The organism is Serratia sp. Sp408 (genome assembly GCF_057180665.1).
The window spans coordinates 147,320-162,954 of the sequence record NZ_JBXUFT010000004.1 but is presented as its reverse complement, the minus strand read 5'-3'; the positions used below and the strand labels follow the sequence as shown (position 1 = coordinate 162,954).

Here is a 15,635-nt window from a genome sequence, read left to right as displayed (position 1 = left end):
ACAAATGAATTACTGCGGATGACTGTTGGCGGCTTTAGTAATTTTGCCCGGCTTGCTCTGACCGCGGGAACGCGACGGAGTCCAATCCAATGCGCCAATACGCACCAGATAAACCAAACCTGCCAATAGCACCAAAATGAAAATGGCGGCTTCGATAAAGCCAATCCAGCCGGTTTCGCGGATCGCGACGGACCAGGCGTAGAGATATAAGGCTTCTACATCGAAAATGACGAAGAACATGGCCACCAGATAGAACTTGGCGGAAAGGCGCATGCGCGCCGTACCGACCGAGTCGATACCGGATTCAAACGGGGTGTTTTTGGCGCGCGCCCGGGCTCTCCCGCCCAGGAAGAACGCACCGAGCAGCATTAAGCCGCACAGCCCGATGGCCATGACAAGAAATACGGCGAACGCCCAGTGATGAGCGATAACTTCAGTGGTTGTTGACATACTCTATGCTTACTCATCAAAAGTGGCGTCGATTGCTCTGCTCTTGTGACGGCAGATGTAGCACCACATCGATTTAAGGGAAGGATAAATAACCACACAAAACAGACTGCTTTTACAGTAAGTTAGGCAACGTTTTTACTGTGGGCTTTTTACTCCTTTCTATAACCTTTTGTCAACTTTGACAAAAGTATCTACACATTAGTTTACATACGTATCATTTGATTAACATTTGATGCGCCGGGCTTAGGCTAAATCGTGTCAGTCTTTTGCCGTGTAGAATCAGATAGATATAAACCAAGATGCACATTTCAGTTTTACTATACCATTCTCGCAGGAAATACCTGTTGTTCCACTCACTACCTAGGGGTATTTTTTTGATCCAGGACACGTTTTCGACAGAAATCCTCAACAAAAGTGTGGCTCTTTCACAAAATCGCTCAATTCTGGTGCAAAAAAAGACCGTGCAAAAAATAACAAAATAACCTTATAAACTCCAGGCAATTATACCCTCAGCCTATGGGTTAAAAAATATACAAATCAGGTTTTTATGGTTGAATAGACCGGTTTAACCCCAAGAAAAGCGAATCAAATAACCGCTTCGTAAGAAATTACTTTCGAAATCGCGATAAACCTTACTTTCCTGCTTTAGCGTCCAAAAAAAACCTCTGCCGAAGCAGAGGTTTTATGCGTGACGTCGGCGCTATTCAGCCGTTATTCATCTTCATCTACCGACACGGCGTCATCTTGTGCCGACGACGCGGGCCCGGCAAAACTGTAGCTTTCGTTGCCGTTTTGCACCGCGCTGAAAATCGCCATCGCCAATTCGTTTTCACACTGCATATCCTTGCACAGCGCGTACTGGGTATCCGGCAACGCCGGTAATCCTTCCACGGCGCCAAGCACCCGCAGATCCGGACTCATCATTTCAATCGGCCGCGCGGTAATGCCCAAACCGGCCTTGCATGCCGCTCGCACCGCCGACAGCGTGGAAGCCACGTAGGCTATGCGCCACGGAATGCCGGCCTCGTCCAGATGCTTGATGGCCATCGACCGGAACGGGCTTGGCTCGTCCAGCACCACCAACGGAATCGGCTCGCCTTGCTGATAGTGATAATCGGCAGCGCAATACCATAACGTCGGCGAGGTACGCAGAACGATATGCGGATGCCCGGCGGTATCAACGGTGGTAATCGCCAAATCGACTTCGCCGTTCTTCAGCATGTCGATCATGAACGGACTGCGTTTTACCCGGACGTCAATCGCCAGCTTTGGATAGACCGAAGTCACACGATTAAGCAGGAAAGGCAGGATGGTATCGGCGGTATCATCAGAAGCACCGATAGTCAGAACGCCCTTGATGTTGTTGTACATCAGTGAGGTGCAGGCTTCGTCGTTGAAACGCAGGATTTTCCTGGCGTAGCCGAGCAGCTGGATACCGTGTTCGGTCAGCAACTTATTACGCCCATGACGGGCGAACAACTCTTTACCAACCAATTGCTCTAACCGTTGCATTTGCTGACTGACCGCTGACTGTGTGCGACAAACGGCGACTGCCGCTGCGGCAAAGGTATTCAGATCGGCGACAGCTACAAAGGTTCTCAGCAGATCGAGGTCGAGATTAAGTATCGGACGATTTGCATTAGTCATAGTGTTTTTCTTCACTTTTTAAATTCTATATTTGAAACTACCCTGGTGTATTTCTAAGGCGTCGTTTAAAAGGGACGATGCCTGTTATGACAGTACCCCACTCATAAGTGGAGGGCAAAAAAATTACTTATATTTCGTTACCTCTATCGCTTTTTACCCGGTGACCTATTGCTGATGCTTATCTAACAAGGCGTTAGATCACCACCCAATGTGTTTAATACTGACAGGATCGGCAATTTTACTCGTTGACACCCGGTAATTACCACACTAAACGTGCTGCTTAATTACCCTTTGGTGGCCAAAAACACGGCCGATGCGGATGAAAACATTACGGCTACGTCATGTAGCAAACGGTTCGTTATTAAAGTCTTTAATAAATTCAATTGGTAATAAAAACCCTTGGCGAAACGGCCCGCCGAACGGTAAAAATGTATTAATCGTATTAAGTAAAGCATTTCTAATGTAATTAACGTTTCACCTGCAGTTTGGTGTCGAACGCCGCGCTGCGCTATCAGACTACTCCGGTATTCCCGCCCACTGTTTTTTGCGCCTGGTACACCGGCAACCGGTGCCAGCGTTACCTGTCAATGGGGCAAAAAAACTTTACGCCGCCTGGCGGCGAGTTAGTTTAAAACACCAATGATAGATAATTTTACGAAACTTTATACCACTCAGTGGTTTTACCTGGTTTTATCGTCGTCAAAAACCGCCTTTTGGCCGATCATTTACACCAAAGGCGTCGCCAACCCTTCAAAAGCGCCGGCACCAGGAGTACATTGAACAGGTTGCGGTGTTCCACGGTAGGAGCGCCCTATCCCAGCAAAAGGCTCAACTTTTTATGTCCCCCATTGAGAAATCCAGCAAACTGGACAACGTCTGTTACGACATTCGCGGCCCGGTGCTCAAAGAAGCCAAACGTCTTGAAGAAGAAGGCAACAAAGTCCTTAAATTGAACATCGGCAATCCGGCGCCGTTCGGTTTCGAGGCCCCTGACGAAATTCTGGTCGACGTGATCCGCAACCTGCCAACCGCGCAAGGCTATAGCGATTCCAAAGGGCTCTTCTCGGCGCGTAAAGCGATCATGCAGCACTATCAGGCGCAGGGCATGCGCGACGTTACCGTTGAGGATATCTACATTGGCAATGGCGTTTCCGAACTGATCGTGCAGTCAATGCAGGCGCTGCTCAACAGCGGCGACGAGATGCTGGTGCCAGCACCGGATTACCCACTGTGGACCGCAGCGGTGTCGCTGTCCAGCGGCAAGGCGGTGCATTATCTGTGCGATGAAGAGTCCGGCTGGTTCCCCGATCTTGACGATATCCGCAGCAAAATTACCCCGCGCACCCGTGGTATCGTGATCATCAACCCGAACAACCCGACCGGTGCGGTATACAGCAAAGAGTTGCTACTGCAGATCGTTGAGATCGCCCGCCAGCATAATCTGATCATCTTCGCCGATGAAATCTATGACAAAATCCTGTACGACGCCGCCGAACATATCAGTATCGCTGCGCTGGCGCCGGATCTGCTGACGGTGACCTTTAACGGTCTGTCCAAAACCTACCGCGTCGCCGGCTTCCGCCAGGGCTGGATGGTGCTAAATGGGCCAAAGCAACACGCCAAAGGCTATATTGAAGGGCTGGAAATGCTGGCCTCGATGCGCTTGTGTGCCAACGTGCCGATGCAGCATGCCATTCAAACGGCGCTGGGCGGCTACCAGAGCATCAACGAGTTTATTCTGCCAGGCGGCCGTTTGTACGAACAGCGCAACCGCACCTGGGAATTGCTCAACGACATCCCGGGCGTGAGCTGTGTGAAACCCCAGGGTGCGCTGTATATGTTCCCGCGTATCGATGCCAAGCGCTTTAATATTCACGACGACCAGAAACTGGTGCTGGACCTGCTGCTGCAGGAAAAGGTGCTGCTGGTGCAAGGCAGCGCCTTCAACTGGCCATACCCGGATCATGTGCGTATCGTAACCCTGCCACGGGTTGATGAACTGGAAATGGCGGTCGGAAAACTGGGGCGTTTCCTGGAAGGTTATCGTCAGTAGTGATGATGGGCGCAGCATGCTGTGCCCTTCTCCCCCACCGGCGCACAGCCCGGGTTGCATAACCTGCCATCACTGCTCACAATGGAACCCTCATTTGCCGCTGTAGAGAGAGCACCATGAGCCAGAGCCATTTTTTTGCCCATCTGTCCCGTCTGAAATTGATCAACCGCTGGCCGCTGATGCGCAATGTACGTACCGAAAACGTATCCGAACACAGCTTGCAGGTGGCGTTTGTCGCCCATGCCCTGGCGGTGATTAAAAACCGCAAGTTCAACGGCAATCTCAGCGCCGATCGCGTGGCGTTGCTGGCCATGTATCACGACGCCAGCGAAGTGATCACCGGCGACATGCCGACGCCGATCAAGTATTACAACCCGCAGATCGCCCACGAATACAAAAAAATAGAAAAGGTAGCCCAGCAAAAGCTGCTGGATATGATCCCGGCGGAACTGCGTAACGATTTTCGCTCGATCCTCGACGAACACTATTATACCGAGGATGAGAAACAGGTAGTGAAGCAGGCGGATGCCTTGTGCGCCTATCTCAAATGTCTGGAAGAGCTGTCCGCCGGCAACAACGAATTCAAACTGGCAAAAGCCCGCCTGGAAAAGACCTTGCAGCTGCGCAACAGCCCGGAAATGGAATACTTTATGGCGGTGTTCATCCCGAGCTTCAGCCTGTCGCTGGATGAAATCAGCCTGGATTCAACGCTTTGATCAAACGCCCCTGGCCGGTTCAGAACGCATACAGCCAGGGCACCACCACCACGCTGACCAGCATCACCAACAAGGTGAACGGCACCCCCATGCGAACAAAATCGCCGAATCGGTAATTCCCCGGCCCCAGCACCAGCGTGTTGACCGGTGAAGAAACCGGCGTCATAAAGGCGGCCGATGCGGCAATGGCAATAATCATCGCGAAGGGATAGGGAGACACCCCCATCTCGCGCGCAGCGGCGATGGCGATCGGTGCCATCAATACCGCAGTGGCGGTATTGGAAATAAACAGGCCGATACCGGCACACAACACGAACAGACAGACCAGCATCACGCGTGGCCCCATGCCGCCGGCGACATCCATCAACCCACGGACGATCAGATCCACCCCGCCGGTCTTTTGCAGCGCCTGGGCAAAAGGCATCATACCGACAATCAGGATAATGCTCGGCCAATGGATGGATTTATAAGCGCTTTCCATGTCGATACAGCGGAACTTGCCCATCAGCAGGCAGGCGATCAGCGCCGCAATCGGGTTGGGAATTTCATCGGTCAACATCATCGCCACCATCAGGGCCAGACAAAATAGCGCGTGCGGTGCCTGTGTGACCGCGGGAGCCACTTCATCGACCTCGGCCGGCAGGTTGAACACGATGAAATCACGGGTTTTGGACTGGAGTTGGCGAATCGCCTTCCAGTCGCCGATCACCAGCAGAATATCCCCCAGCGCCAACGGCTCATCCACCAATTTACCCGACAGGGTTTCACCGTTGCGCCGAATGCCCACCACGTTGAGGTCATAACGGCTGCGAAACGCCGCGTCGCGCAGGCTTTGCCCCAGCAGCGCGGAATCGGGGATCAGCGACACTTCCGCCATCCCGACGTTACGTGACTGTTCAGAAAAGTAATCGCCGCGCAGTACCATCGGCTCCAGCTGTTGCTCGCTGCAAAACTCGCGCAGATCCACTTCGCTGTCGGACATGTCGATCAACAGTACGTCGCGCTCGCGCAGCTCGGTGCTGCCCGACGCGCTGACCATCACTCGCCGAAAGCGCTTCCAACGTTCGATACCCACCACATTGGCGCCGTAACGCGCACGCAAATGCAGCTCGTCCAGCGCGCGGCCAATCAACGGCGAGCCGCTACGGATCGCCAGCCGCCGCGCGCGACCGGTCAACCTATAGTCACGAATCAAATCCCGCAGGGTACGCCGCTGCCAGCCCTCTTTGTTGCTGCTGGCGCCGGCATCGCCGAGCCAGCGGCGCGCCACCAGCATATAGCCCACGCCCAGCGCCAGAACGATAATGCCGATCGGCGTAACGCCAAAAAAGCCGAAACCGTGAATGCCCTCCCGCACCAGCTCGCTGTTGACCACCATGTTCGGCGGCGTCGCCACCAGGGTCATCATGCCGCTGATCAATCCGGCAAAACTCAGCGGCATCATCAGCCGCCCCGGAGCGGTTTTCATGCGCGCCGCCACGCTCAGCACCACTGGGATAAAAATCGCCACCACGCCGGTCGAACTCATAAAGGCCCCCAGCCCGGCAACGGTCACCATCAGCAGCGCCAGCATTCTGGTTTCGCTGCTGCCAGCCACCTTCACCAGCCAGTCACCGACCTGATAGGCCACGCCGGTTCGCACCAGCCCTTCGCCAATGACAAACAGCGCGGCGATCAAAATCACGTTCGGATCGCTAAAACCGACCGTCGCCTCCTGCAGGTTCAAGGTGCCGCTCAGCACAAAGGCGATGATCACCAACAACGCCACGACATCCATGCGTAATTTATTGGTAGTGAACAGGACGATGGCAACCAGCAACAGGCACAGCACCCACAGTAATTCGCTGTTCAAAACGGCCTCTTTGGTCAGGGATTCAGGGAGTTAAAAATTAGCATAAAAAAACCCCGCGCATGCGGGGTCGAATCAATTTGCCGGCAGAAAACGGCAATTAGCCGATCGTTTCAATGCGTGCGCCCTGCTCCGTCCTGTTCACCGCAATCTGTTCCAGCGACGTCAGGCGCAGGCTTACGCGATCGAGCTGCGGCGCATCTGCCGGTGCATTGACGGCGATCACCTGACAGCCTGCCGCCAGCCCGGACAGGATACCGGCGGCGGCATCTTCAACCACCATGCAGTGCTGCGGCGCCAGACCGAGGCGTTCGGCACCCAGTAAATATGCGTCTGGCTGCGGTTTACCGTGTTCGACCTGCTCGGCGGTAATGAACACTTCCGGCTGCGGCAAGCCTGCTGCAGCGCGGCGGGCGGTGGCGACCGGAATCGAACCGGACGTCACGATGGCCCATGGCATGCCCAACTGGTTCAAGCGCGCCAGCAGCGCCACCGCGCCCGGCAATGCCCGCACGCCCTCGGTATCCTGTGCTTCCACCTGCTCCAGCAGGTCATGTTCGTGCTGGATTTCTGCTTCGCGTGCGCCGGGCATGAAATGGCGTAAAGAAGTAATCGCCTGTTTACCGTGAATAAATGCCAGTACGTCCTGCGGGTTCACCCCACGCCGCATGGCCCACTGGGTCCAGGCGCGCTCCACGGCCGGCAATGAATCGACTAACGTACCATCCAGGTCAAACAGAAAACCTTTACACTCCACAGGAAACCTCTTTTTAATCAAGCGTTAATAATTTGCGCAATCTCAACGGCGCTCAAGTGATACTGCCGTGGGCAAGACAGCCAGACCGCCAGCATACGCTGGTACTTATCCCACATTTTGGTTTGGGCATTGAAGCCGTGGCTGCCGGAGTCGAAATGAGTATAACGTCCTTCGGTGCTGACCAGGAAACGCACATAACTCAGGTAACGCGCTTCGGTGGCGGCGTCGAAGCCAAGAAACGCCATACGGCGCAGCTCGAGCCCCTGCTTCTCTTTCAGATTTTCCCACGACACCTGCAATGCGTGATGCATTTCCATGATGTTGATGATGGTGCGGCAGACCTCTTCGCTCATTTCACCAAAATCACGGTCCAGTTCGCGCAATTGCAGACCGAAGCCGCGCTCGATAATGGTTTGCAAACGACGATAGCGCTCCGCGTTGTCCGGATCGAGCATGGTCATCATCTTGTATTGGTTTGACAGGATCAAACGTTGGGCGTTGGTCATTTCCATCAGGATTTCCTCGTTTCTGTATGATGGCGAGAGCATCGCACAGCGCAAAATTGCAGGAAATCACAACTCGACCGTTCTTTGATTTAAACCGGGGTTATTGGCCGAAACGCGTAACGGGCCGCGATAAAACGGCCCGTCCGGCTTTACAGATCGTCAAGAAAGGCTTTATCCAACTGCTTGAAGGCGCGCTTGAGCAAATCCGCCAGCGACTGGTAAGTCGGCGTGCCTTCAACCGGTGCCAGCGCCTGCCCGGCTTCCGCCAGCTTGTTGCGTACCTCGTGGAACCACGACAGCAGCGTCGGCGGTAACGGCGTCACCGACCGACGGCCCAGCCACCACAACCCCTGCATTGGCAGGCTACAGGCGAACAGCGCGGTGGCGATAGCCGGCCCGAGTTGCCCACCCAGCGCGATTTGCCAGGTCAGGGTGAAGATCGCCAACGGCGGCATGAAACGAATGGCAAAACGGGTGGCGCGCGCAACGCGATTCTCCGGAAACACCGGGGCCAGACGCTTATCTGCCGGCCAGGTTTTCATATAATGCTGCCCGCGTTGGAATACCTGAAACCAACTTACGGAACCGGACGGTTTGCTCGTCATCGCGTACCTCAACGTCACAGAAAATGGGATCTCAGACAAACACACTACTAAAAAAGTTGAAGCTTTAAATTTATTTTGTGTTTGCTGCGGGCTATCGGTATCCTAAGCCGGCCTTTTGGCCGCTAGAAGATGACGGTAAAACTGTCAACTTTTAGCCCTATAAAAATCAAGATTATTTAAGCCGAGAGAAAACATCGGTTTTTTCATCATCATGTAATTTATGTCTCTCACATGATGTTAATCATAAATGTCAACGGCATTATGCGCTACGCTTGTTGTCTGATTGACGATTAATTCACCACGTGTTTGGTCTTCCTTTAACAACACGAACATATTAAGTAGGTACTTCCATGTCGAGTAAGCTAGTACTGGTTCTTAACTGCGGCAGTTCTTCCCTGAAATTCGCCATCATTGATGCTGCCAACGGTGAAGAACACCTTTCCGGTTTGGCCGAATGCTTCCACCTGCCTGAAGCCCGCATCAAGTGGAAAATGGACGGCGGCAAACAAGAAGCGGCACTCGGTGCCGGTGCAGCCCACAGCGAAGCGCTGAACTTTATCGTTAATACCATTCTGGCACAAAAGCCGGAACTTTCCGCACAGCTGACCGCCATTGGCCACCGCATCGTACACGGCGGCGAGAAGTTCACCGCTTCTGCGCTTATCAACGATGAAGTGCTTCAGGGTATCAAAGATTCGGTGCCTTTTGCACCACTGCATAACCCGGCGCACCTGATCGGCATCGCCGAAGCACTGAAATCCTTCCCGAACCTGGCAGACAAAAACGTGGCGGTCTTCGACACGGCATTCCATCAGACCATGCCGGAAGAATCCTACCTGTACGCCCTGCCGTACAGCCTGTATCGTGACCACGGCGTGCGTCGCTACGGCGCGCACGGCACCAGCCACTTCTATGTCACGCAAGAAGCGGCAAAAATGCTGAACAAGCCGGTGGAACAGCTCAACGTCATTACCTGCCACCTGGGCAACGGCGGTTCCGTAACCGCAGTGCGCAACGGTAAGTGCGTCGATACCTCCATGGGTCTGACCCCACTGGAAGGCCTGGTGATGGGCACCCGCAGCGGCGATATCGACCCTGCCATCATCTTCCACCTGCACGATGCGCTCGGCATGAGCGTTGATCAAATCAACAAGATGCTGACCAAGGAATCCGGCCTGCTGGGTCTGACCGAAGTCACCAGCGACTGCCGTTATGTCGAAGACAACTACAGTACCAAGGCCGATGCCAAACGTGCCATGGACGTATTCTGCCACCGCCTGGCCAAGTATATCGGTGCCTATAGCGCATTGATGGACGGCCGCCTGGACGCGGTGATCTTCACCGGCGGCATCGGCGAAAACGCCGGCATGGTGCGCGAAATGACCCTGGACAAACTGGCTCTGCTGGGCTTTGAAGTCGACCATGAGCGTAACCTGGCAGCCCGCTTCGGCAAATCCGGCGCCATCACCAAAGACGGCAGCCGCCTGGCGCTGGTTATCCCGACCAACGAAGAGTTGGTCATCGCGCAAGACGCGGCCCGTCTGACCGCATAATGCTCTGCACACCGTCAGCTCCGGCTGGCGGTGTCGTTTTAGCCTCACATCAATCGTGAAGAGGACTATTCTGTGTCACGTACAATCATGTTGATCCCGACAGGCACCAGCGTCGGCCTGACCAGCGTCAGCCTGGGTGTCATTCGCTCCATGGAGCAAAAAGGCGTTCGCCTGAGCGTATTCAAACCTATCGCCCAGCCGCGTACCGGCGGTGATACCCTCGATCAGACCACCACCATCATCCGCAGCAACTCCACCATCCCCGCAGCCGAACCGCTGCGCATGAGCTACGTCGAGGGGCTGCTGAGCTCCAACCAGCAGGACGTGCTGATGGAAGAGATCGTGGCCCGCTACCACGAGAACACCAAAGATGCAGAAGTGGTGCTGATCGAAGGCCTGGTGCCGACCCGCAAGCATCAGTTCGCCAACGCGCTGAACTACGAAATCGCCAAGACCCTGAACGCCGAAATCGTCTTTGTACTGGCGCTGGGCAATGATTCTCCGGCTCAGTTGAAAGAGCGCATCGAACTGGCGCGCAGCAGCTTCGGCGGCAGCAAGAACAAGAACATCACCGGCGTGATCATCAACAAGCTGAACGCCCCGGTTGATGAACAGGGCCGCACGCGTCCCGATCTGTCCGAAATCTTTGACGACTCCACCAAGGCCAGCGTTGCCAACGTCGATCCTGCGCAGCTGTTTGCCAACAGCCCACTGCCGGTACTGGGCTGCGTGCCGTGGAGCTTCGATCTGATCGCCACCCGCGCCATCGATATGGCTCGCCACCTGAAAGCTCGCGTGATCAACGAAGGCGACATCATGACGCGCCGCGTCAAGTCGGTGACCTTCTGTGCTCGCAGCATTCCACACATGCTGGAACACTTCCGTCCGGGTTCACTGCTGGTAACCTCCGCAGACCGTCCGGACGTGTTGGTATCGGCCTGCCTGGCTGCGATGAACGGCGTAGAAATCGGCGCCATTCTGCTGACCGGCGGCTACGAAATCGACGAACCTATCAGAAAGCTGTGCGACCGCGCCTTCGGCACCGGGCTGCCGGTATTTATGGTAGAGACCAACACCTGGCAAACCTCGCTGAGCCTGCAAAGCTTTAACCTCGAAGTGCCGTCTGACGACCATCAGCGCATCGAAAAAGTGCAGAACTACGTCGCCAGCCATATCAATGCCGACTGGATCGAGTCCCTGACCGCCACCTCTGAACGCTCACGTCGCCTGTCTCCTCCGGCGTTTCGTTATGAGCTGACCGAACTGGCGCGCAAAGCCGGTAAACGCATCGTGCTGCCGGAAGGCGACGAACCCCGTACCGTGAAGGCCGCAGCCATCTGCGCCGAGCGCGGCATTGCCGAATGCGTGCTGCTGGGCAACCCGGATGAAATTCAGCGCGTTGCGGCAGCCCAGGGCGTTGAGCTGGGCAAGGGCATCGAAATTGTCGATCCGGTCAAGGTGCGTGAAAACTACGTACCGCGTCTGGTTGAGCTGCGCAAAAGCAAGGGCATGACCGAAGTAGTGGCACGCGAGCAACTGGAAGACAACGTGGTGCTCGGTACCCTGATGCTGGAAAAAGGCGAAGTCGACGGACTGGTATCCGGTGCGGTACATACCACCGCCAATACCATCCGCCCACCGTTGCAGTTGATCAAAACCGCACCGGGCAGCTCGCTGGTGTCTTCGGTGTTCTTCATGCTGCTGCCCGATCAGGTGCTGGTCTACGGCGACTGTGCGATCAACCCGGATCCTAGCGCTGAGCAACTGTCTGAGATCGCCATCCAGTCGGCGGATTCCGCCGCGGCGTTCGGTATCGAACCGCGTGTGGCGATGATTTCCTACTCCACCGGCACTTCCGGCGCCGGCAGCGACGTAGAAAAAGTACGTGAAGCAACCCGCCTGGCGCAGGAAAAACGCCCTGACCTGATCATCGACGGCCCGTTGCAGTACGACGCCGCCATCATGGCCGACGTTGCCAAGTCGAAGGCGCCGAACTCACCGGTGGCCGGCCAGGCAACGGTATTTATCTTCCCGGATCTGAACACCGGCAACACCACCTACAAAGCGGTACAGCGTTCTGCCGATCTGGTGTCCATCGGGCCAATGCTGCAAGGTATGCGCAAACCGGTGAACGACCTGTCGCGTGGCGCGCTGGTTGACGATATCGTCTACACCGTGGCATTGACGGCCATTCAGTCCTCACAGGCTGACGCAACGGCCAACGCCTAAGCGCAGGTCGCTTAACCGTCAACGAGCAAAAGCCGGTCATAGACCGGCTTTTTTATCGGCTGAATATCAAATGGTTATGCCAGCAATTGCTTAGCCGCCTCCAGAATATGCTCAGCCGTCAGGCCATACTCCTGTTGCAGAAACTCCTGCGTTCCCACCTGGCCATAACGTTCTTTCACCCCGACGCGGCGCATCGGCACCGGGCATTCCTCTACCAGCACCTCCGCCACCGCCGACCCCAGGCCGTTATGAATGCTGTGATTTTCGCAGGTGACAATACGCCCGGTTTTCGCGGCATAGGCTTTTATGATATCGCGGTCTATCGGTTTGAGGGTAAACATGTCGATGACCGCCGCATCGATCCCTTCTCGCACCAGCATTTGCGCCGCTTTCAACGCTTCCGCCACCATGATGCCGTTGGCGATCAGCGTAATGTCAGCCCCGTCACGCAGCACATTGGCCTTGCCAATGGTAAAGCGCGTCCCCTGCGGGTAGATCTTGGTCGCCTGTTTACGGATGGTGCGCACCCAATAGAACCCCTGCAAATCCATCAGCTGCTGCAAGATATCGGCAAACATTACCGCGTCGGTCACTTCCAGCACCACCGAATGCGCCAGGCCGCGCACAATCCCCATATCTTCGAACGACATATGGGTGCCGCCGTTATGACAAGCAGTCACCCCGGCATCCGACGCAATGACCTTGACGTTGTTGCGCTGATAGTCCAGTGACATGAAGAGCTGATCAAAACAGCGTCGACTGGCAAACGCGGTGAAGGTGTGCACGAACGGAATACGCCCGGTCAGCGACAGTCCGGCGGAAACGCCAATCACATTGGCCTCCATGATGCCGCAGTTGATCACATGCTGCGGATAGTCCTTATGCACCGAATCCATCGCCATCGAGCTCATCAGATCCGCTTCCAGCGCGATGATCGGCCGTTCGGCCTCGATCTGGCGGCGTACCATAGCGGCATACACCTTGCGCATTTCTACGTCGTCTTTTTCCAACTGCGTTGCCAGGTTAAACATCAGCTGCCTCCATATCGGCGATGGCTTGTTCGATTTCCCGCTTAACGTCCGGCGTCAAACGCAGGTGGTGCGAATTCGCCAACCGCTCAAGATAGGCCACGCCCTGCCCTTTGATACTGTCGAGGATCACCACCAGCGGCCGTTGCTCTCCGTTGCGCACCGGGGCCACCGCGGCACAAATGGCGTTGATATCGTCACCTTTGACGGTTGCCACCTCGAAGCCAAAGGCGCGGAATTTTCCGGCCAGGTCAAACGGCTTGATCACCTCGTCCAGCAGACCGTCCAACTGCTGTTTGTTGTAATCGATAAACAGCGTCAGGTTGTTGAGATTATGATGAGCGATAAACTGAAATGCCTCCCAGCACTGACCTTCGTTCAGTTCACCATCCCCCAAAATGCTGAATACCCGATTGCGGCGCCCGCCCAGATGGTGTGACAGCGCCATACCGGCGGCAATCGACACGCCCTGCCCGAGCGAACCGGTGGTGGCGTCGACCCCGCGGGTACGCAACCGATCAGGGTGACTTGGCAAACGCGTGCCGTTCTGGTTGAGCGTGGCCAGTTCCGCCAGCGGGAAATAGCCCTTGATCGCCAGCGTGCTGTACAGCGCCGGGCCGGCGTGGCCCTTCGACAGCACCAGGTAATCGCGCTCCGGCCAGTCCGGATCGGCAGGGTCGATGCGCATCACATCGCCGTACAGCACCGCCAGCGTTTCCACCACGGACATGCACCCGCCATAATGGCCAAAGCCCAGCCCGGTTAACGCCTTTAGCGTTTCCAGACGTATGTCATGCGCCAGCCGGCGTATTTCCCCGATATCTGAAGTTGTCATTAGACGGTCCTCGCTTATTTTTCAACGTGATCACCGGCAGCAGCGCTGCCTTTGCGTTTACCCAGGAAGTTGTGCGCGACCAGCAGCGCAAAGATGGCAATCACCACCACCATAATCATTTCCTTATTGAGGAAGCGCGCCATATTGCCCAGCACAATGCCCAGCACACCGAAGTCGGCATCGGAGAAAGTGGTATTGGCAAAGCCCAGCGCACCCAGCACCGGCAGCAGCATCATTGGCAGGAAGGTGATAAGCAGACCATTGGCGAAGGCGCCAAGCATGGCGCCGCGTCGCCCGCCGGTGGCATTGCCGAACACCCCGGCGGTGGCGCCGGTAAAGAAGTGTGGCACTACGCCCGGCAGGATCAGCACCAGCTTCATCTGGCCGAGCAGGAACAGACCAACCAGACCACCGAGGAAGCTGAACAGGAAACCAATCAGCACCGCGTTGGGGGCGTATGGATACACCACCGGGCAGTCCAGCGCCGGCCGCGCGTTCGGCACCAGTTTTTCCGAAAAGCCGGTAAACGCCGGCACGATTTCCGCCAGAATCAGTCGCACCCCTTGCAGGATGATAAACACCCCGGCAGCAAAGGTGATCGCTTGAATAATCGAATACACCAGGTAGTTCTGACCGCCGCTGAGTTCGCCTTCCACGTACGCCTGGCCAGCGCTGATCGCCATGATCAGATAGATAACAATCATGGTCATCGAAATCGAAATCGAGCTATCGCGCAGGAAGCTGAGGTTTTTCGGCAGGTTCATTTCCTCGGTGGAACGCGAGTTTTTACCGACACGCGCGCCAATCCAGCCGGAAAGTACATAGCCCAGCGTGCCAAAATGACCAAAGGCAATGTCATCATTACCGGTTATGCGCCGCATATAACGCTGCGCGATAGCCGGGAAAAACGCCATCACCAGGCCCAGCGTCAATGCGCCGGTAAATACCAGCTGCACCCCTTCGAAACCGGCGACCGACAGAATAATGCCGATCATGCAGGCCATATAAAACGTATGGTGGCCGGTAAGGAAGATATATTTCAAGCGCGTGAAGCGTGCCACGATAATGTTTGCCACCATGCCGAACGCCATGATAAGCGCCGTGGAGGCGCCATATTTTTCCAACGCGATAGACACGATCGCTTCATTATTGGGTATTATCCCCTGGATATTAAATGCGTGTTCAAACATTCCGCCCAGTGGGTTAAGCGAACTGACCAACACCGTCGCCCCGCCACCGAGCACGATAAAGCCGAGAATGGTTTTAACCGTACCCTTAACGACATCGGAAAAAGATTTTTTCTGCGCCAGCAGGCCAATCAATGCGATTAAACCGACCAATACCGATGGCACCTTTAATATATCGACCACAAATTTAAGCGTTTCCTGGATAAACATATCCACCTCG

Annotated in this window: 13 protein-coding genes; 4 read left to right on the top strand and 9 right to left on the bottom strand. The window is 55.4% G+C overall.

Translation table 11 applies throughout. The annotated features are described in order from the left end of the window. Positions 1–9: 9 nt before the first annotated feature. Positions 10–450, bottom strand: a complete 441-nt coding sequence (locus AC2AXP_RS14815; protein ID WP_004960537.1) for an NADH-quinone oxidoreductase subunit A — start codon at positions 448–450, stop codon at positions 10–12. A 711-nt stretch (positions 451–1,161) separates the two neighbouring features. Continuing rightward, on the bottom strand, positions 1,162–2,097 hold the full coding sequence (lrhA, locus tag AC2AXP_RS14810) for a transcriptional regulator LrhA (protein ID WP_004960536.1): 936 nt from the start codon (positions 2,095–2,097) through the stop codon (positions 1,162–1,164). 838 nt (positions 2,098–2,935) lie between these two features. Here lrhA and AC2AXP_RS14805 point away from each other — a divergent pair. Together AC2AXP_RS14805 and yfbR are read left to right on the top strand one after the other, a co-directional pair. Beyond that, complete coding sequence (locus AC2AXP_RS14805) at positions 2,936–4,150, top strand: pyridoxal phosphate-dependent aminotransferase (RefSeq protein ID WP_039991881.1); 1,215 nt, start codon at positions 2,936–2,938, stop codon at positions 4,148–4,150. 116 nt (positions 4,151–4,266) lie between these two features. After that, on the top strand, positions 4,267–4,866 hold the full coding sequence (gene yfbR / locus AC2AXP_RS14800) for a 5'-deoxynucleotidase (protein ID WP_088499748.1): 600 nt from the start codon (positions 4,267–4,269) through the stop codon (positions 4,864–4,866). Between the two features lie 19 nt (positions 4,867–4,885). On the opposite strand, the gene AC2AXP_RS14795 is transcribed toward yfbR, so the two are convergent. From AC2AXP_RS14795 to yfbV, 4 genes are all read right to left on the bottom strand, one after another. After that, positions 4,886–6,718 (bottom strand): SLC13 family permease, encoded by a 1,833-nt coding sequence (locus AC2AXP_RS14795; protein ID WP_273869594.1) that lies wholly within the window; start codon positions 6,716–6,718, stop codon positions 4,886–4,888. Positions 6,719–6,815: 97 nt separating this feature from the next. Continuing rightward, positions 6,816–7,472 (bottom strand): sugar phosphatase, encoded by a 657-nt coding sequence (locus tag AC2AXP_RS14790; RefSeq protein WP_198773467.1) that lies wholly within the window; start codon positions 7,470–7,472, stop codon positions 6,816–6,818. A gap of 17 nt (positions 7,473–7,489) precedes the next feature. Beyond that, positions 7,490–7,984, bottom strand: a complete 495-nt coding sequence (locus AC2AXP_RS14785; RefSeq protein ID WP_039991876.1) for a YfbU family protein — start codon at positions 7,982–7,984, stop codon at positions 7,490–7,492. A 143-nt stretch (positions 7,985–8,127) separates the two neighbouring features. After that, positions 8,128–8,583: a terminus macrodomain insulation protein YfbV gene (gene yfbV / locus AC2AXP_RS14780; protein ID WP_004960505.1), complete on the bottom strand. Its 456-nt coding sequence runs from the start codon at positions 8,581–8,583 to the stop codon at positions 8,128–8,130. A gap of 350 nt (positions 8,584–8,933) precedes the next feature. Here yfbV and ackA point away from each other — a divergent pair, with 350 nt between their 5' ends. Both ackA and pta read left to right on the top strand, forming a co-directional pair. Then, positions 8,934–10,136: an acetate kinase gene (gene ackA, locus AC2AXP_RS14775; protein WP_004960503.1), complete on the top strand. Its 1,203-nt coding sequence runs from the start codon at positions 8,934–8,936 to the stop codon at positions 10,134–10,136. A gap of 72 nt (positions 10,137–10,208) precedes the next feature. Beyond that, entirely contained in the window at positions 10,209–12,365 is a 2,157-nt protein-coding gene (gene pta, locus AC2AXP_RS14770) for a phosphate acetyltransferase (RefSeq protein ID WP_039991874.1), read from the top strand. 74 nt (positions 12,366–12,439) lie between these two features. Here pta and AC2AXP_RS14765 read toward each other — a convergent pair whose 3' ends face one another. Genes AC2AXP_RS14765 through AC2AXP_RS14755 form a run of 3 tightly spaced genes read right to left on the bottom strand, consistent with a single transcriptional unit; the run spans position 12,440 to position 15,625 of the window. Next, positions 12,440–13,396 (bottom strand): transketolase family protein, encoded by a 957-nt coding sequence (locus tag AC2AXP_RS14765; protein ID WP_004960497.1) that lies wholly within the window; start codon positions 13,394–13,396, stop codon positions 12,440–12,442. Then, complete coding sequence (locus AC2AXP_RS14760) at positions 13,389–14,228, bottom strand: transketolase (protein WP_273869602.1); 840 nt, start codon at positions 14,226–14,228, stop codon at positions 13,389–13,391. The genes AC2AXP_RS14765 and AC2AXP_RS14760 overlap by 8 nt, the downstream gene beginning before the upstream one ends. Positions 14,229–14,242: 14 nt before the next feature. Next, positions 14,243–15,625: a PTS ascorbate transporter subunit IIC gene (locus AC2AXP_RS14755; RefSeq protein ID WP_198773469.1), complete on the bottom strand. Its 1,383-nt coding sequence runs from the start codon at positions 15,623–15,625 to the stop codon at positions 14,243–14,245. Positions 15,626–15,635 lie beyond the last annotated feature (10 nt).